20 protein-coding genes and 1 pseudogene are annotated in these 15,922 nt (G+C 69.7%); 12 read left to right on the top strand and 9 right to left on the bottom strand.

Annotation, left to right across the window (positions count from 1 at the left end; translation table 11 throughout):
- From C472_RS04805 to C472_RS04790, 4 genes and pseudogenes are all read left to right on the top strand, one after another.
- Positions 1–401, top strand: a pseudogene (locus tag C472_RS04805) (hypothetical protein); the annotation flags it as partial.
- 74 nt (positions 402–475) lie between these two features.
- Complete coding sequence (locus C472_RS04800) at positions 476–1,096, top strand: class I SAM-dependent methyltransferase (protein WP_006628676.1); 621 nt, start codon at positions 476–478, stop codon at positions 1,094–1,096.
- An 86-nt stretch (positions 1,097–1,182) separates the two neighbouring features.
- Positions 1,183–1,956 carry an NAD(P)-binding domain-containing protein gene (locus C472_RS04795; RefSeq protein ID WP_006628675.1) on the top strand — a complete coding sequence of 258 codons (774 nt, stop codon included), beginning with the start codon at positions 1,183–1,185 and terminating at the stop codon, positions 1,954–1,956.
- Positions 1,957–1,972: 16 nt separating this feature from the next.
- The gene (locus C472_RS04790; protein ID WP_006628674.1) at positions 1,973–3,490 is read left to right on the top strand and encodes a small ribosomal subunit Rsm22 family protein; all 1,518 of its coding nucleotides are present in this window, start codon (positions 1,973–1,975) and stop codon (positions 3,488–3,490) included.
- A gap of 30 nt (positions 3,491–3,520) precedes the next feature.
- On the opposite strand, the gene C472_RS04785 is transcribed toward C472_RS04790, so the two are convergent.
- The gene (locus C472_RS04785; RefSeq protein WP_006628673.1) at positions 3,521–4,273 is read right to left on the bottom strand and encodes an SOS response-associated peptidase; all 753 of its coding nucleotides are present in this window, start codon (positions 4,271–4,273) and stop codon (positions 3,521–3,523) included.
- A 160-nt stretch (positions 4,274–4,433) separates the two neighbouring features.
- On the opposite strand from C472_RS04785, the gene C472_RS04780 reads away from it, so the two are divergent.
- Complete coding sequence (locus C472_RS04780; RefSeq protein ID WP_006628672.1) at positions 4,434–6,185, top strand: alpha/beta hydrolase family protein; 1,752 nt, start codon at positions 4,434–4,436, stop codon at positions 6,183–6,185.
- A gap of 39 nt (positions 6,186–6,224) precedes the next feature.
- Here C472_RS04780 and C472_RS04775 read toward each other — a convergent pair whose 3' ends face one another.
- On the bottom strand, positions 6,225–6,950 hold the full coding sequence (locus tag C472_RS04775) for a glycerophosphodiester phosphodiesterase (RefSeq protein ID WP_006628671.1): 726 nt from the start codon (positions 6,948–6,950) through the stop codon (positions 6,225–6,227).
- A 121-nt stretch (positions 6,951–7,071) separates the two neighbouring features.
- On the opposite strand from C472_RS04775, the gene C472_RS04770 reads away from it, so the two are divergent.
- Positions 7,072–7,842, top strand: coding sequence for a ribonuclease H-like domain-containing protein (locus C472_RS04770; protein ID WP_006628670.1), 771 nt, complete (start codon positions 7,072–7,074; stop codon positions 7,840–7,842).
- A gap of 60 nt (positions 7,843–7,902) precedes the next feature.
- On the opposite strand, the gene C472_RS04765 is transcribed toward C472_RS04770, so the two are convergent.
- On the bottom strand, positions 7,903–8,856 hold the full coding sequence (locus C472_RS04765; RefSeq protein ID WP_006628669.1) for a hypothetical protein: 954 nt from the start codon (positions 8,854–8,856) through the stop codon (positions 7,903–7,905).
- 213 nt (positions 8,857–9,069) lie between these two features.
- Positions 9,070–10,335: a polymer-forming cytoskeletal protein gene (locus C472_RS04760; protein WP_006628668.1), complete on the bottom strand. Its 1,266-nt coding sequence runs from the start codon at positions 10,333–10,335 to the stop codon at positions 9,070–9,072.
- A 126-nt stretch (positions 10,336–10,461) separates the two neighbouring features.
- Here C472_RS04760 and C472_RS04755 point away from each other — a divergent pair, with 126 nt between their 5' ends.
- Both C472_RS04755 and C472_RS04750 read left to right on the top strand, forming a co-directional pair.
- Complete coding sequence (locus C472_RS04755) at positions 10,462–10,641, top strand: DUF5786 family protein (protein WP_006628667.1); 180 nt, start codon at positions 10,462–10,464, stop codon at positions 10,639–10,641.
- Between the two features lie 96 nt (positions 10,642–10,737).
- Positions 10,738–10,935 (top strand): DUF5800 family protein, encoded by a 198-nt coding sequence (locus C472_RS04750; RefSeq protein WP_006628666.1) that lies wholly within the window; start codon positions 10,738–10,740, stop codon positions 10,933–10,935.
- A gap of 19 nt (positions 10,936–10,954) precedes the next feature.
- On the opposite strand, the gene C472_RS04745 is transcribed toward C472_RS04750, so the two are convergent.
- A complete protein-coding gene (locus C472_RS04745) occupies positions 10,955–12,244 on the bottom strand; it encodes an outer membrane protein assembly factor BamB family protein (protein WP_006628665.1) in 1,290 nt (429 codons plus the stop codon).
- 103 nt (positions 12,245–12,347) lie between these two features.
- Between C472_RS04745 and C472_RS04740 the strand changes: the two genes are divergently transcribed.
- From C472_RS04740 to C472_RS17245, 3 genes are all read left to right on the top strand, one after another.
- On the top strand, positions 12,348–12,548 hold the full coding sequence (locus tag C472_RS04740) for a hypothetical protein (protein WP_006628664.1): 201 nt from the start codon (positions 12,348–12,350) through the stop codon (positions 12,546–12,548).
- A 67-nt stretch (positions 12,549–12,615) separates the two neighbouring features.
- Entirely contained in the window at positions 12,616–12,774 is a 159-nt protein-coding gene (locus C472_RS17250; RefSeq protein ID WP_160162880.1) for a hypothetical protein, read from the top strand.
- Between the two features lie 322 nt (positions 12,775–13,096).
- Positions 13,097–13,375, top strand: a complete 279-nt coding sequence (locus C472_RS17245) for a hypothetical protein (protein WP_006628663.1) — start codon at positions 13,097–13,099, stop codon at positions 13,373–13,375.
- An 83-nt stretch (positions 13,376–13,458) separates the two neighbouring features.
- Here the strand turns inward: C472_RS17245 and C472_RS04730 are convergent, their stop codons facing one another.
- The 4 genes from C472_RS04730 to C472_RS17980 form a co-directional block, all read right to left on the bottom strand.
- Entirely contained in the window at positions 13,459–14,061 is a 603-nt protein-coding gene (locus tag C472_RS04730; protein WP_006628662.1) for a hypothetical protein, read from the bottom strand.
- Positions 14,054–14,287 carry a hypothetical protein gene (locus tag C472_RS04725; protein WP_006628661.1) on the bottom strand — a complete coding sequence of 78 codons (234 nt, stop codon included), beginning with the start codon at positions 14,285–14,287 and terminating at the stop codon, positions 14,054–14,056. The genes C472_RS04730 and C472_RS04725 overlap by 8 nt, the downstream gene beginning before the upstream one ends.
- The gene (locus C472_RS04720) at positions 14,284–14,628 is read right to left on the bottom strand and encodes a helix-turn-helix transcriptional regulator (RefSeq protein WP_206536572.1); all 345 of its coding nucleotides are present in this window, start codon (positions 14,626–14,628) and stop codon (positions 14,284–14,286) included. The genes C472_RS04725 and C472_RS04720 overlap by 4 nt, the downstream gene beginning before the upstream one ends.
- 203 nt (positions 14,629–14,831) lie before the next feature.
- Complete coding sequence (locus C472_RS17980) at positions 14,832–14,954, bottom strand: hypothetical protein (RefSeq protein ID WP_275039736.1); 123 nt, start codon at positions 14,952–14,954, stop codon at positions 14,832–14,834.
- Positions 14,955–15,273: 319 nt separating this feature from the next.
- Between C472_RS17980 and C472_RS04710 the strand changes: the two genes are divergently transcribed.
- Positions 15,274–15,525 (top strand): hypothetical protein, encoded by a 252-nt coding sequence (locus C472_RS04710; protein WP_006628659.1) that lies wholly within the window; start codon positions 15,274–15,276, stop codon positions 15,523–15,525.
- Positions 15,526–15,922: the final 397 nt, after the last annotated feature.

The following is a 15,922-nucleotide window of genomic DNA, read 5'->3' as shown; positions in this document are numbered from 1 at the left end:
CGCCATCAGAGATGTGTATAAGAGACAGGTCCCTCGGCGACCTGGCGGCCGGCACGACGGTCGCCGTCGAGTGGACCGGCGGGGGTGAGACGCGGACGGTGACGGAGCACGTGCTCCCGCCGCAGGCGACGTTCGAGGTCACGTACGAGCCGTCCGACGGCGAGGAGTCGGGCGGCGTCGTGACGCTCGTACACGCCGGGGGTGACGCCGTCGACGCCGAACGCCTCGACGTGGTCGTGGAGCCGGCGACCGACGGACTGCGCCCGTGGGACCCCGACGCCGACACGGTGACGGCGGGCGACGAGACGACCGTCGCGGTCGACGGCGAGGCCCGGATGGCCGTCGTCGTCTTCCGCGAGCGCGAGGTGCTCCACCGCGAACCCCTCGGCGACGAGGAGTAGTCGGCCGGAATCCGGCGGAGCCGCGGTCGAACGCCGTTCGACGGGGTTTTATCCCTCTGTCTCGGCCGACACACGTGGATATCGACACCGTCCGAGAGTCGTGGACGAACCGGACGGGCGAGTACTCTCCGGCGTACTACGCGCACTACGGTCCGAACGAGACGAGTTCGGTGATCCGCGACGCCCTCGACCGGAACCTCCGCCGCGACGCGAGCGTCCTCGAACTCGGCTGCGGCTCGGGCCGCCACCTCGCGCACCTCGCGGACCACGGCTTCGAGGACCTCTCCGGCGTCGACATCGACCCCGAGGCGTTCGACACGATGCGGGAGACGTATCCCGACCTCGCCGACGCCGGAACGTTCCGCTGCGGCCCCATAGAGGAGGTCGTCACGGAGTTCGACGACGGGCGGTTCGACGCGGTCTACTCCGTCGAAACGCTCCAGCACCTACATCCCGACGCCGAGTGGGTCTTCGGAGAGATCGCCAGGATCACGGACGGCGTCCTCGTCACGGCGGAGATCGAGGCACCGACCCGCGACTCGGCCCCGTCCGACCCGGACGTGAACTACGTCGACGAGGAGACGCCGCTGTACTACCGGGACTGGAACCGTATCTTCACCTCGCTGGGCCTCGTCGAGGTCGACGTCGCCCGCGGCGACAGAGACACCACGCGGACCTTCCGAGCGCCCGACTGACCGCCGGAGCCGAGTGGGCCTCCGAGCGTACCGCCGCCCCGAGGCGAGTCCTTTTAACCGGCGCGTCGCCTCGTCTCTCCCAACCGATGGACGTACTCGTCGTCGGCGCGGGCGAGATCGGGCGCTGGGTCGCCGACACCGTGTCGGCCGACGACGCGCCGGTCGACGCGAGCGTCGCGTTCGCCGACCGCGACCCGACGGTCGCCGAGGACGCCGCGGCCGAGCGCGACGCGCGGACGGTCGACGCCGACGGGGATACCGTCCACGACGTCGTCTGCCTCGCGGTCCCGATGTCGGCGGTCCCGGCGGCGGTCGCGGCGTACGCGCCGCGCGCGGAGCGGGCGATCGTCGATGTCTCCGGCGAGATGACCGACGCGGTCGCGGCGATGCGCGAACACGCCCCGGACCTCGAACGCGCGAGCTACCACCCGCTTTTCGCGCCGCCGCGGGTCCCGGGCAACGTCGCGGTCGTCGCCGACGAGGCCGGTCCGACGGTCGAGTCGCTCTCGGCCGCCGTCGAGGCCGGCGGCAACGACGTGTTCGAGACGACCGCCGCGGAACACGACGCCGCGATGGAGTCCGTTCAGGCGGGGGCCCACGCCGCGGTGCTCGCGTGGCGGCTCGCGGCGGACCCCGTTCGCGAGGAGTTCCACACCCCGGTGTCGGCCGCCCTCGACGAGGTCGCCGACACCGTCACGGAGGGGTCGCCGGCGGTGTACGCCGAGATCCAGCGCGCCTTCGACGGGGCCGACGACGTGGCCGACGCCGCGGCGGAAATCGCGGCGGCGGACGACGAGGCGTTCGCCGCCCTCTACGAGCGCGCCCGCGGCGACCGCGAGGGGCGGGACCGGCTGGAGTGAGGAGAGACAGACACCCATGATCGACAGAACCGCGGTTCGGAACAACGCGAACTACCTGCGCAACGTCAGACCGATCGACCCCGAGGAGATCGCCGAGTACATCGAGGGGACGCCGCACCCGGCGGTCGTCCGCGAGACGCTCCGCGAGGAGGCGTTCGACCTCCGGCTCCGCGAGCGTGACGACGGGACGTTCGTCCCCGTCGAGGAGCGCCCGGTGGGGCGGCCGGGGTGGTCGCCCGACGCCCTCCCGGAGCGGTACACGTTCGCGTTGGAGGACCTCCTCGTCGAAGAGTACGGCGCGAACTGGCACCGCGGGGAGTCCGGCGACGCGCTCCGCGAGCGCGTCCGGGATCTGAAGGCCGACTACCTCTACGAGAACGACGTCGAGTACGACCGCGTCGCGGCGCTCGGCTACGCGATCTACCACCTGCCCGCCTACTACGCGACGGTCGGGTACGTCCTCGACGACCTCGTCGAGAACGGGCTCCTCGACCGGACGATCCGCGTCCTCGACGTCGGAGCCGGGGTCGGCGGGCCCGCGCTCGGACTCTGCGACTACCTCCCCGACGACGCGGTCGTCGAGTACCACGCGGTCGAGCCGAGCGCCGCGACGGACGTGCTCGACCGGATGCTCGACGAGACCGGGCGCAACTTCCGGACCACGGTTCACGAGACGACCGCCGAGGCGTTCCTCGGTCTGGAAGGCGGCGGGGGAGCCGCCCCCGCGGCCGCCGATGCCTCCGACTCCGCCGACGCCGCCTACGCCTCCGACGCCGCCGACCCCGCGGCCGACGACCCCTTCGACCTCGTGCTCTTCGGCAACGTCCTCTCGGAGCTCGCCGACCCGGTCGCGGTCGCCGACGCCGCGCTCGACGCGCTCGCGCCCGACGGCAGCCTCGTCGCGTTCGCGCCCGCCGACCGCAACACCGCGATCGGGCTGCGTCGGATCGAGCGCGAGGTCGTCGCCGCCGGCGGCGACCCGGGGCGCGACGCCGAGATCTACTCGCCGACGCTGCGGCTGTGGCCCGACGCGGTCCCGACCGACCCGGGCTGGTCGTTCGACGTCGCCGGCGACCTCGCGGTCCCGCCGTTCCAGCGCCGGCTCGACGAGGCGGCGGCCCGTGGAGAGACCGACGAACCGGGCGAGTTCGTCAACGTCGACGTCCAGTTCGCCTACTCGATCCTCCGGCCGGACGGGCGGCGGCGCGTCGACGTCGAGGCGAGCGCGGAGCGGTGCGCGCGCATGGCCGAGTCGGAGCGCCACGTCACCGACCGGGTGAACCACCTCGCCGTGAAGCTGAGCCACGACCTGAGCGAGGGCGACAACGCCCTGTACCGCGTCGGCGACGGCTCGCAGGCGACCGACCACTACCTCGTCTGTACCCGCGAGACCGCGCTGAACCGCGACCTCCGCGAGGCGGACTACGGGGCGGTCGTCTTCGTCGAGAACGGGCTGGTCCTCTGGAACGAGGACGAGGGCGCGTACAACGTCGTCGTCGACGACGAGACGGTCGTCGACCTCGTCGCGCCCTGAGCGGCCGGACACCCCGTCGGCGGTCGCCGCTCAGTCGCCCGCGACGGGGTCGATCAGGTCGGGCGCGTCGACGCTCGGCGAGTTCACCCGGGTCGACACCGGGTGCGCGGTGAGGTCGTCGCTCGGATACGGGTCGAGCAGGGCGGCGGCCTCGTCGGGGCTCCCGCGGAGCCACGCCGTCTCCTCGCCCGGGTCCAAGATCACCGCCATCCGGTGGTGGAGGTCGGTGACGAGGTCGTTCGGCTCGGTGGTCACGATCGAGAAGGTCTCGATCATGTCCGACTCGCCGCCCTCGTCACCGACCTCGTCGCTCCCGTCCCCGCCGCCGAACGCGTCGAGGCCGGTCTGGGTCGTCTCCGGCGTCGGCGGCTCCCACCGCTCGTAGATTCCCGCCATCGCGAACGGCCGATCGTCCTCGAAGGCGACGCGGTACGGGGTCTTCCCCGACCCGCTCCGCCCGGCGTCACCGGGCCGTCCGCCGCCGACCCACTCGTAGAAGCCGTCGGCGGGGACGAGACAGCGCCGGCGCTCGAAGGCGTCGGCGAAGCTCCGCTTCTCGCGGACCGTCTCCGCGCGGGCGTTGATCAGGTCGAACGACTCGTCGGCCCACGACGGCGTGAACCCCCACTCCATCCGGGTCGCCTCGCTCGGGTTCTCGTCGGTGATCACCGGCAGCGACTGCCCCGGCGCGCAGTTGTAGCTCGGCTCGTGGCCGCCGAAGTCGGCGTCGAACCTGTCTTCGAGGTCGGGGGTCGGGGTGAAGAGGGTGTAACGCCCGCACATACCCCACCCTCGGCCCGGACGGGCTTCAATTCGGCGCAGCCGGCCGGCCCTCGCGGTCGACGGGTTCGCTGAAATGCGGCGTCGGCCCCGCTCCCGATTCCCGTTCAGATACCATTATGTACCTCTATTCTTCATGATCGACTCACGGTCGATAGTAATTATGAACAGAAAGAGGCTCGTACTGTTTGGCGTCGCGCTCGGGTTGGTCCTCGCCGGCGGCGTCGTCGGGTGGTGGGGGCACACCGACGGCGGCGACCTGACGATACGGGAGACGCAGATCGAGACGGACGGCGGGACGATAGACGCGTACCTCTACGTCCCGCCCGGGGTGACGCCCGACGACCCGGCACCCGGCGTGTTGGCGACGCACGGCTACATCAACAGTAAGGAGACGCAAGCGCCGTTCGCGATCGAGTTGGCCAGACGCGGCCACGTGGTGTTGGCCATCGACCAGACCGGTCACGGCTACTCCGACCCGCCGGCGTTCTCGCAGGGGTGGGGCGGCCCGCCGGCGCTCGCGTACCTCGCCGACCACGAACTCGTCGACGAGGACCGGATCGCGCTCGAAGGCCACTCCATGGGCGGCTGGGCGTCGGTCGCGGCCGCCGCGACCTATCCGGACCGCTACGAGTCGATGGTCCTCGCCGGCTCGTCGACCGGGTCGTCCGGCGCGCCGCCGGGCAACGCCACCTTCCCGCGGAACCTCGGCGTCGTCTACGCCGAGTACGACGAGTTCCACTGGCTCATGTGGGAAACCGAGACCGCGCCGGCCGCGCCGGAGAGCGAGAAGCTCCAGTCGGTGTTCGGCACGGACGAGCGGATCGAGACCGGCAGGACGTACGGCGACGTGGAGTCCGGGACCGCCCGGGCGCTGTACCAGCCCGGCACGACCCATCCCGGAACGCACCACTCGCCGACGGCCGTCGGACAGGTCGTCGAGTGGATCGAGCGGACGACCGGGGGCGACACGTCGCTCGACCCGGACGACCAGGTCTGGCACTGGAAGGAACTGGGGACCGCCGTCGCGCTGCTCGGCGGCTTCCTGTTCCTCTTCCCGACGATCGGGACCCTCTCCGAGGCCGGCGCGCTGTCGGCGGCGACGCGGTCGGTCCCGGAGCCGGTCGCCGAGCGGGACCGCGGCTGGCTCGTCTCGGTCGCGCTGACCGCGCTGCTCCCGGTCGTGACGTACTATCCGCTGATGCTCCTCGGGAGTGAGGCGATGCCGCTGACCGCGGTGACGCCGCAGAACGAGACGAACAGCATCGTGCTGTGGGTCCTCGGAAATGCGGCGATCATCGCCCTGCTGCTCATCGTCTGGCACGTCCGCAGCGACCGGACGTTCGCCGCGGCGCGCGACCGCTACGGGCTGGACGCGGGCGACGGCGCTGGGACGCTCGGCCGGTCCGTCGCGATCGCGGGCGGGACGGCCCTCGCGCTGCTCGCGCTGCTGTTCGCGTTCGACGCCGTCTTCGGGCTCGACTTCCGCGCGTGGGTCCTCGGCCTGAAGCTTCCGAGCGCGCTCCACGTCCGCATCGCAGCGGGCTACTTCCCCGCGTTCCTCGCGTTCTTCTTCGCGCTCGAACTGCTGCTCCACGGGCGGCTCCGGACCCCGGCGGCGACCGACTCGCTCCCCCGAGCGATCGCGGGGAACGTCGGCCTGCTCGCCGGACCGTTCGTCGGGTTCCTCGCCGTCCAGTACGGCTGGCTGTTCGCGACGGGTGCCCTGCCGGTGCCAATCACGGCGCTACAGGCGATCATCGCGTTCCAGTTCGTCGGCGTGTTGGTCGGCGTGGGCGCGGTCTCGACGTACAGCTTCCACCGGACCGGCCGCGTGTGGGTCGGGGCGGTCCTCAACGCCCTGCTCGTGACGTGGCTCGTCGTCGCCTCGCAGGCCACGCACCTCCCGCTCTGACCGAGCGGTCCGCGGAACGGCGGGGCGACACGCCCGGATTCAACACAGGTCCCACCGGTCGGCGATGACCCCGTCGACCCCGGCCGCGAGGAGTTCTTCGGCGTCCTCGCGGTCGGCCGCGGTCCACGCGTTCACCGCCAGCCCCGCCTCGTGCGCCGCGTCGACGAACCCCGGCTCGGTCGCGAGGTCGATCGGGGGATGGACCGCGACGCAGCCGAGGTCGGTCGCCGCCGCGACGAGGGCCTCCGGGCCCCCGTCGGCGACGAGGAGCGCGCGGTCCGCCGACGCGTCCCGGTCCCGAAGCGCCGCCAGCGCGTCCGGCAGGAACGACGAGAACAGCACCTCGGCGTCCGCCTCGTCGGCGGCGTCGAGCGCGTCGCTGGCGAGGCCCCGCTCTTTGATCTCGACGTTGACCGCCGTCCCGTCGGGGACGGCCCGGAGCGCCTCGTCGAGCCGCGGGATCGCCTCCCCCGAATCGAGGACCGTCAGCTCCCGGAGTTCGTCCCACTCGGCGTCCGCGACGCGTCCGGCCCCCTCCGTCAACCGGTCGAGTTCCTCGTCGTGGAAGACGACGAGTTCGCCGCTCGCGCACCGGCGCACGTCGATCTCGACCGCGTCGACGTGCGGCGACGCGCGTTCGATCGCGGCGACGGTGTTCTCGGGGTACTGCCCGGCGCAGCCCCGGTGTCCGATCAGCGTCACGTCGTCCGGATCCGCTCGGCTCGTCTCGCCGTCCTCTCCCGGTTCGCGGTCCGTCCGGTTCATCGGTCGGTCACGGTCTCCCTTCGGGCGCGGAGCGTGTTAGCCGTTCCCCGTCTCCGGTCTCTCGGTCACGACTCGGCCGCCTCCCGCGGACTTTTTCACCGCGCGCCGCCCCGGGACGGACATGCGCATCGAGAACAGCTTCATCCCCGTCGACGGGGTGGGCGAGACGACCGAGCGACGCCTCTGGGAGCGGGGGGTCACGACGTGGGACGAGTTCGATCCCGGAGTCGACGTCGCCGGAGTCGGCGCGACGACCGCGGACCGGATCGAGTCGTTCATCGCGGAGGCGCTCGCCCGGCTCGACGACGGCGACGCCGCCTACTTCGACCGGGAGTTTCCCTCGGGCGAACGATGGCGGCTCTACGAGAACTTCCGCGAGGAGACCTGCTTCTTCGACATCGAGACGACCGGGCTCGACGAGCGGCGCGACCGCGTGACGACGGTGAGCTTCCATCAGGGCGGCGAGACGACGACGCTCGTCGCGGGCGAGGACCTCACCGCGCGGCGGCTCCGCCAGCAGTTCGCGGACGCGAGCCTGCTCGCGACGTTCAACGGCGCGCGGTTCGACGTTCCCTTCCTAGAGACATCCTTCGACGTCGAGATCGACACGCCGCACCTCGATTTAATGTACCCCGCCAAGCGCGTCGGCCTCTCGGGCGGCCTGAAACCGATCGAGAAGGAGCTCGGCATCGACCGCGACCGCCCGGACATCTCCGGCCGCGACGCGGTCCGGCTGTGGCGCGAGTACGAGCGCGGGGACGAGGGGTCGCTGGAGACGCTGGTCTCGTACAACCGCGAGGACGCGGTGAACCTCCGGGCGCTCGCCGACGCGGTCTGCGAGGCGCTCGACGAGGAAGTGTTCGCCGCCGTCCCGGACGGGGACGGCGACTGAGAGGGACCCGATAGCTCGCGACTGTGGGTACGGACCGCCGCGACGAGTGCGTCGATGTCGTTACCGGCGGAGGACGGTCCCGCCGGAGCCGACGACGACGGCGTCGCCGTCGACGTCGACCGCGTTCAGGTTCTCGCCGGTGGGGGTGTCGAGCACGAACCGGTCGTCGGGTGTCAGCTCCTGAACGACCCCCCCGCTGCCGACGACGTAGCCGGACTCGCCGTCCGTCTCGACGGCGACGAGGTCGGCGTCGCCGAGGGCGTCCGGCGTCCAGTTCGCGCCGTCGTACGTGAGGACGGCCCCGTTGCCGCCGGACACGGCGACGTCGTCGGGGGCGTCGCTGTCGAGGCCGTAGAACGTCACGTCGGCGTCCTCGATCCCGTTCGCCTTCCACGTGACGCCGTCGTCGGTCGCGAAGACGCGCCCGTTCGTGTCGATCGCGTGGCCGCTGCGCGGGCCGTGGAAGTCGATCGCGGGCAGCCCGGAGCCGCTCCCCGGCGTGACGTAGTCCCACGTCTGGGCCGCGCCGTTCTCGAAGCTGTAGTAGATCTTCCCGGAGTCGCCGGCGACGTAGACGTTGGCCTCGCCGGCCCCGCCGGTGACGGCGACGTCGTTGTAGTTGTTCGTGTTGTCGAGCGGCGCGGAGTGGTCGACGAGCGTGTCCGTCGCCGGGATGTACTCGCCGATCGCGCCGCTCGCGCCCACGAACCAGACGCGCTCGCCGTCGTCGGTGACGGACGCGCCGTAGAGGTCGTTCCCGTTCCCGGTCGGCCCGCCGTCGCGGAGGGTCCGCCATCCGTCCGGTCCGGGCGTCGTGAGGACGCCGCCGCCGCCGACGGCGAAGCGCCCGGCGTCCGCGGACACGACGTCGTGGAGCGTGCCGTCCGTCTCGACCGGCTCGACGGTCCACTCGCTCTCGGCGGCCGCGGCGGCCGTGGTTACGCTACCCGTTGCGACGATCGCGCCGAGGCCCGCCGTCACCGCGCGGCGGGTCGAAGTCACGTGTCGGCTCATGACGCGGTCGGGCGTTCACCCGCCCTTTGTAAGTGCCTTGTGTCCGTTAATGGGAGCTGCGAAATTAACTCGGGTAAAATCGGGTTAACTGTCTCCAGTCCGGACGTTTTATCGTATGAAACGAGCGGCTCAAGCCCAGAGAAACCGCACTCGTCGGCCCGCTACCCGTCGGTACCCGATCGCGATGAAGTCGCCCGCAACTGCCCGACCCGATCAGGGGTCGTCGACGTCGGACTCGTCCCCGTCCGCTCCCGCGTTCGGCGTCACGGTCGCGGTCTCGCCGGTCGGTTCGTCGGCCGCCTCACCGGCCGACTCGCCCCCGGTCGCCTCGTCGTCGGGCTCGATGTCCGGGGCGTCCGAGTCGGGCTCGGACCCCTCCGAATCGGGTCCCGTGTCTTCGGAACCGGCGTCGGAACCCTCGGCCGGGGGTTCGGAGTCGTTGCCACGCCCGTCCTCGTGCGCGTCACTCTCCACGTCGGTCTCGCTCTCGCGTTCGGGTCCCACACCGTCCTCGACCGCAGCGTCCGCTGCGCCGTCGTCGGCGTCGCCCTCTGCGCCGTCGTCGGCGTCGCCCTCTGCGCCGTCGTCGGCGTCCTCAGCGTCGGTCCGGTCGTCGTCAGCCCCCTCGTCGTCGGTCCCGCCCGTCTCTTGGACTAGCTTCATCTCGCCCCGCGCCCGGAGGGTCCCCCGGATCTCCGCGCCGTCGTACACCACGAGGTCGCCGGCCGACACGTCGCCGAGGACGCGCGCGCCCGCCTCGACGGTCACCGTCCCGCCGCGAGTCGTCACGTCGCCGTGGATGACCGTGTCGGTACCGACGGTGACGTCGTCGCGGGCGCGCAGCGAGCCGAACACCTCGTTGCGCTCGCCGACCCGGATCGACTCAGCCCGGAGGTTACCGTGGAGGCGGCAGTCGTCGCCGACCGTCGCGGGGGTCGACACCCGCCACGCGTCGTCGGATATCTCCGCGCTCCGGGGCACGAGGAGGGGATCTCGGACGTCGTCGCCGTCGGCGAGCGCCGCCGCCAGTTCGTCAGCCGCGTCGGTCTCACCGACGCGAAGCAGCTGCGAGAGGACGATGAAGTAGAAGACGATCGTCGGGACGGGGTTCCGGATGACGATCCAGCCGTTCGCCTCGAACCCCTCCTCGATCGTCACGTCGTCGCCGATGTCGAGGTCGCCGGAGACCATCAGCCGGCCCGTGACGGTAACCCGCTCGCCGAGGTACGCGTCCTCGCCGACCAGCACGTTCCCGTCGACGGAACACCAGGTGTCGAGCCGGCAGTCCCCCTCGGCCTCGATGTCGTCGCCGACGCTCACGCGCTCGCCGATCGCGACGTTGCGGCCGCGAACGCCGAGCTCGACCGTCGACTGCCCGCCCACGAGCACGTCGCCGTCGACGACGACGTCGTGTTCCTCGACGGTCGTCCCCGAGGGGACAGCGAGCTCTTCGACCGGACCGTCTCCTCGCAGCGACACACCGGGAGCAGTCGTCCCGCGGATATAAACGGTGCGGGGCGTCCGACGGGCGTCGGACGCGTGCGATTGCCTCCCGAACGCTCCGGATGCCGCCGCGCTTTTCAGTGCGCCGGCGGAAGCGACTCCATGGGATTCGGATCGTACGACGAGAGCGAACAGAAGAATCAGGACGTCGACACCGACGAGGACGAGGCGGTGAACGTCCACGAGAACGACCACGACGGCGACGTCTCGATCGAGGGGGACGCCGACACGGACGACCTCGTCGGCCGCCTCTCGGAGATGCGCGACGACGACGACGAGTAACCGCGGCGGTCGGCCGGCGACGGGCAGCAGTCGACGGACAGCGGCCGACGGATCCGTGTCGCGCTCCTTTTACAGACACGCCGCGTATCTCGACGCATGAGCACGGATCTGACGTTCACCGACCGCGGCGTCGACGTCGTCTACGAGGGGACCGAGTTCGAACTGGAGAAGACGCTGATCGAGGAGGCGACCGGCAAGTCCTACCGCGACGTCACCGACCACGAGGTCCTGACCATCGTCGCCGAGGACCCGGAACTGGACGGCGAGCCGGTCCGGATCGGCGACGTGCTGTAACAGCCGAGAGAGTTCTCTTCTACTCCGCCGCGACGAGCTTGTAGCCGCCGCCGTCGGTCTCGCCGTCCGCCGGGTCCGGGGCGCGCTCGGCGTAGTAGACCTCGCCGTCGACGACGCGAGGCGCACTCGTTATCCATCCCTCGTGTTCGACGCGCCACACCTCGTCGCCCGAGTCGGCATCGAGCGCGTAGAGGGCCCCGTCCTTCGACCCCGTCAGCACGCGGTCGCCGACGACGGTCGCACAGCCAGTCAGCGGCCGGCCGGTCCGGAAGCGCCACTCGGCGTCACCGGTCGACGCGTCGAGCGCGTACAGGTGGTCGTCGTGGCTCCCCATGTACACCACGTCGCGCTCGGGGTCGATCGCGGGCCCCGTCATCGACAGGTCGCCCGTCTCGAAGCGCCAGTCCGCCTCCCCGGTGATCAGGTCGACCCGGTAGACGTAGGAGTCCCACGACCCGAAGAACGCGGCCCCGTCGTACGTCGCGATCGGCCCCTTGATCTCGCCGTCGTTCGTGTCGGGCGGGTCCGTCGCGAACCGCCACTGGAACTCCAAGTCCGGGAAGCTCCAGCAGTAGCAGTAGCCGTCGTTCGACCCGCACACCATCCGCCCGGCGGCGAGCGACACGGCGGGCGAGGAGTGCGGGTGATCGGTGGGGCGGTGGTCCGGCTCCGCCCAGGTCACGTCGCCCGTCTCCGCGTCGACCGCGAACATCCGCCCCTCGGGCGTCGGGAACTCGACCGAGACGTACAGTTCGCCGTCGTGGTACAGCGGGCTGGACCCGATGGAGCCGCCGAGCTTCGTGGACCAGTCTAGATCCCCCGAATCGAGCGCGAACGCGTAGAGGACACCGTCGTACGCGCCGACGTACGCGCGCCCGTCCGCGACCGCCGGCGTGCCGTGGATCCCCCTGCCCTCCGTGTCGGTCTCGCCGCGCCAGCGCACGTCGCCGTCGGCCGTGATCGCGAGGAGTTCGCCGGTGTCGCCCGGGAGGACGACGCCGCCGTCGGGGAGCGGCGTCGCGCTGGCCTTCGCCGCGCTGTGTTCGCCGGTGTTGACCTCGGGAATTCTCCAAGCCGTCTCGACCGCGTCGGGGACCGTCTCGTCCGGGTAGTACCCCCACCGCTCCAGCGACCCGCGGAACTGCGCGACGCCCGCGGGGATCGTCTGCTCCGTGGCTCCGCCGCGGTCGGGGCTCCCGTCGGTGTCGTCGTCGGTCGGCCCGTCAAGCGAGGAACACCCGGCCGCGGCGGCCGTCGCGGCCGCGCCGACCGCGGCGAGCCACTCGCGCCGGGAGGGGGCGTCGGTCATCGGGATGTCGGTCGCGCCGGGTCCGCTTTAGTGTGGCGACCGTACCTCCGGACTCCCGGCACCCGACCGGACGACTTTTTCCGTCGGTGGCCGAATCGGAGGTATGGAGATCGGTTTCGACCTCGGAGCGAACGTCCCGTCCGGCGTGTTCGCGCTTCACGCCGCCGTCGCCGTCGTGTTCCTGTACTTCGCGGCCGTGAACGGCGCGAACGGCGAGACGGTGGGGCTGGCGCTGTACCTCGCGATCGCCGGGATGGTCGCGCTCGTCGGCCTTCTCGCCGGTCGGATCGTGTCGCGGCGCTGATTTCGGGCCGCGTCCCTTCTCACACGAAGGGTATTACCCCGTCCTCCCGCAGAACGACAGACGGCCCATGGTCGAGTACACGGACGCCGCCGTGACCCCTAGGAACGGTGGCACATACAGGGCAGAACGCGTAGCGATACTGGATTCGGGATGGGTCGAGATAACCAGACACGGGAGTACGGAAGTGTATCCGCCGCACGAGATATCGGTGATCGATCCCGAATAACCCGCGCTGTCCCCGTCGGATCCCCACGACATCTGACTCGAATGCGAACCGAACGCCGAGAGACGCTTCGAGCCGTGGTCCCGCCGGGTGAACTTACAGTTCGGTCGACGTCGCCGGTCCCGAGCCAACCGGAAGCGGGACGCGTTCCGGAACTCCGGGACGTCGGTGACGGGGGCGAGAGCGCCGTCAGTGCTGCGACGGTTACAGCCGAGATCACAGCCAAATTCCCGGAATATTTTTCCGGATCTGTCCCTTGATCCGATATGGTGTACACAGTACACCGTGTCAGAGGCGACTCCATGCCCTCCTCCCCCTCATCGGCGTGACAAGCCGCTCCGCTCTCGTCTTCACCGCCACCGTCTCGATCAGCGCCGCCGTCGGTGACAAGCTCGCGTTCGCCGGCGTGGTACCGGAGATCCTCGCCGAGCGAGATCGCGCGGTCGCCGTCGAGGTGGCGTCGGAACCGATCCCGGAGGTCGAGTTCGTTGACGACGCGGGTGTCCTCGCGAACAGTGAGCCGGGCCACGATATCGCCATCGGCACCGTGCCGACGATCGACGAGGTCGTAGAGCGACTGGAGGACGGCCCGGTGGTCATATAACAGGCGCGCCGCGCGATCGCGGTCAGCGTACGCCAACACCGAGCCGTGACGGTTCCGACGGACTTCGACCTCGACGGTCGGGGTCATCGGTCACCTCCGAGCATCTCCTCTTTCGCGTCGCGGACTCGGTACAACTCTTCCTCCGACCCGCCGTGGTCCGGGTGCGCCTCCTTGACGCGTTCGTGGTAGGCCTCGATCACCTCGGCCTCGGACGCGTACACGTCGACGCCGAGGACCTCGTGGGCCGGTTTGCTCGTGGCAGATCCGGCGACGACCGCGTCCTCGTCGCCGTCTCCCGGCGGGAGGCGGGCCGCGGCGAACTCGGAGTCCCCGGTCTGAACGGGGCGGTTCCCCCGCATCCGGGTCTCGTGGATCCACTTGTAGGCCGTCCGGACGTTGTCCCGGAGTCGGGGGGAGGCGTCACAGGCGACCGCGTACTCCTGATCGTCCTCGCGCCAGCGGAGGACGAAGCCCGGATCGTTCGGGTTGGCGTTCGCGAGCGGGAGGCCGTTCGACTTCGTGTGCGCGTTCGCGATGGACGCCCGCCAGCCGTCGACGTTCATCCGGTCCAGCTCGGTCGCGAGGGCCTTCGTCGTCGCGCCGAGCGTCGCTTCGAAGCTCCGGTTCTTCGCCCGATCGGCGGGCGGCGTCCGCTCCCAGCCGGTCGGCCAGTCGAGGTTACTCATCGTCCTCCACCGGCCGGAAGTTCTGCTGGACCATGCCCGGAACGGGCAGGTGACCGTCTCGCTCGTAACCGGCCTCGGCGAGCATCTCGTCGACGTGATCGACGTCATGGTCGTCCGCGCCGTTCTCGATCACGAAGTGGCCGGTTCCGTCGTCGTACTGGGTGATGCTCTCCGGGTCGCCGTCGGGGATCGCTTTGACCGCGTCATGGAGATCGTCGATCGTCATTCGTCCACCTCCAGAACGGCGACCAGTTCGTCGCGACGCCCGGCGAGCAGTTCCCGAGCGCGGTCGGTGACCCGGTAGGCGTTGGTGCGCCCGTCGAACTCCTCCGACTCGATCAGGCCCTCGTCTTCGAGGTCGCTCAGGTTGGTGTACAGGCGGCCGTGGTTGACCTCGCCGGAGTAGCGGCCTTCGAGGCGGGACTTCAGCGCGAGTCCCTTCGGGAGCTCGTCGCCTTCGACCTCGGCGGCGACCAGGAGGAGGTCGCGCTGGAACCCGAGCAGATCGTACCAGGTGGTCGCGTTTTCGTGCGTCTCGTCCGTCGGCTGCGTGGATGCGTCGCTCATGGTGGTGTCGTCAGTCGCGTCGGTCGGTCGTCGCGCGGTACTGGTCGCGCCGTCGTGTCTCGGCATACGTCGGACTCGCTCCGACGCCCGGTTTAGCCTGCCCCGGCCGGTTCCGAACGGTTCCGGTGAGTCGCGTCCCCGCTCCCGTGTCCGGGTTTCGCTCGTTCCGGATGGTGTTCGGGATGGGGCGGTCAGCCCGTGGCTCATCGGTCGGGGTACAGATCGACTTCGCCGCGGAACTCGCGGAGCGTCGTCTGGGCGACGTCGTGGCTCGCGCGGTCGGCGCGGACCAGCGTCGCGAGCGCTGCCAGGTACTCATCAGTCAAAGTCGATGCCGCGTCTCGGACAGGAGTTTCAAGCCCCCGCGTGGTGTCGGCGTACATGGGTTTCGTGAGTGCCCACGGAGCCCCACGCGGATCGGCTGTCATCACCAGCGCGGTCCGCATCCTTTCTCAGATTCGGAGCGCCGCCGTCGTCAACGACGACCGAGTGGGTCCGTGACCGACATGTGTGGGTTCGGGGGTATTAATTTTGATGGAGTACTCTATCACTACATGGTTAGTTCTCACTCATGTCCTAGGAATTACCCTATAACTAATAGCCGGCTTGCGGTATCGCCGGTCGATGAGACCGGTGGTGAGCTGGATGACTAAGTCCGACGACGCGATCTTAGAACTTCTCTCGGAGTGTGGGATCGCTATTCCTCCCCGAGCGATCGCGTTCAACATCCAGAACGTGTCTCGGCCAACGATCGACCGCCGGCTCCCGAAGCTCGAAAGGGCCGGACTTGTAAGCCGGTACGACGATCCACAGGGCTACACTGAGATCACCGACCGTGGTCGAGCCTATCTCGCGGGCGAGGTCGACGCTGATGATATAGAAGATTTCGAGGAATAACGGATAGGTGGAGGTGACTAATTAGAAAAGTGTACTTTTAGGATACTATCTCGTATTATCGGGAGAGTTCAACACTTGAATAGAAGTGTGGTAGGCACAGCACTTCTCTCAATTCAAGGCTCGGCATCCCCATGTCAGGGTTCGTATTTTAGTCCATAGATATTGGTCGCTCCGCCACTTGAAAACTAATTAGTGTAGGAAACCAAACATAAGTAACCAACCGCGACCGGCCCATTGACTATTATTAATGTTCTACGCTCTTGGGTAGAGGATTGTTGGTCAGTTCTCAGCTGGAGCTAGAAGTCACAGCAGGCAAGGGTGACGCAACCGCGTCACCCGACNCGCTCTTGGGTAGAGGATTGTTGGTCAGTTCTCAGCTGGAGCTAGAAGTCACAGC

It is taken from the genome of Halorubrum tebenquichense DSM 14210 (assembly GCF_000337415.1).
GTDB lineage: Archaea > Halobacteriota > Halobacteria > Halobacteriales > Haloferacaceae > Halorubrum > Halorubrum tebenquichense.
Note: the sequence above shows the minus strand (reverse complement) of the source record. Positions and strands in the feature narration are given on the sequence as shown.

What these genes read in the sequence shown, in the direction of transcription:
- C472_RS04795 (WP_006628675.1), top strand. Translation starts at nt 1,183, where the DNA reads ATGGACGTACTCGTCGTCGGCGCGGGCGAGATCGGGCGCTGGGTCGCC.
- C472_RS04790 (WP_006628674.1), top strand. Translation starts at nt 1,973, where the DNA reads ATGATCGACAGAACCGCGGTTCGGAACAACGCGAACTACCTGCGCAAC.
- C472_RS04785 (WP_006628673.1), bottom strand. Translation starts at nt 4,273, where the DNA reads ATGTGCGGGCGTTACACCCTCTTCACCCCGACCCCCGACCTCGAAGAC.
- C472_RS04780 (WP_006628672.1), top strand. Translation starts at nt 4,434, where the DNA reads ATGAACAGAAAGAGGCTCGTACTGTTTGGCGTCGCGCTCGGGTTGGTC.
- C472_RS04775 (WP_006628671.1), bottom strand. Translation starts at nt 6,950, where the DNA reads ATGAACCGGACGGACCGCGAACCGGGAGAGGACGGCGAGACGAGCCGA.
- C472_RS04770 (WP_006628670.1), top strand. Translation starts at nt 7,072, where the DNA reads ATGCGCATCGAGAACAGCTTCATCCCCGTCGACGGGGTGGGCGAGACG.
- C472_RS04765 (WP_006628669.1), bottom strand. Translation starts at nt 8,856, where the DNA reads ATGAGCCGACACGTGACTTCGACCCGCCGCGCGGTGACGGCGGGCCTC.
- C472_RS04755 (WP_006628667.1), top strand. Translation starts at nt 10,462, where the DNA reads ATGGGATTCGGATCGTACGACGAGAGCGAACAGAAGAATCAGGACGTC.
- C472_RS04750 (WP_006628666.1), top strand. Translation starts at nt 10,738, where the DNA reads ATGAGCACGGATCTGACGTTCACCGACCGCGGCGTCGACGTCGTCTAC.
- C472_RS04745 (WP_006628665.1), bottom strand. Translation starts at nt 12,244, where the DNA reads ATGACCGACGCCCCCTCCCGGCGCGAGTGGCTCGCCGCGGTCGGCGCG.
- C472_RS04740 (WP_006628664.1), top strand. Translation starts at nt 12,348, where the DNA reads ATGGAGATCGGTTTCGACCTCGGAGCGAACGTCCCGTCCGGCGTGTTC.
- C472_RS17250 (WP_160162880.1), top strand. Translation starts at nt 12,616, where the DNA reads ATGGTCGAGTACACGGACGCCGCCGTGACCCCTAGGAACGGTGGCACA.
- C472_RS04730 (WP_006628662.1), bottom strand. Translation starts at nt 14,061, where the DNA reads ATGAGTAACCTCGACTGGCCGACCGGCTGGGAGCGGACGCCGCCCGCC.
- C472_RS04725 (WP_006628661.1), bottom strand. Translation starts at nt 14,287, where the DNA reads ATGACGATCGACGATCTCCATGACGCGGTCAAAGCGATCCCCGACGGC.
- C472_RS04720 (WP_206536572.1), bottom strand. Translation starts at nt 14,628, where the DNA reads ATGAGCGACGCATCCACGCAGCCGACGGACGAGACGCACGAAAACGCG.
- C472_RS04710 (WP_006628659.1), top strand. Translation starts at nt 15,274, where the DNA reads ATGACTAAGTCCGACGACGCGATCTTAGAACTTCTCTCGGAGTGTGGG.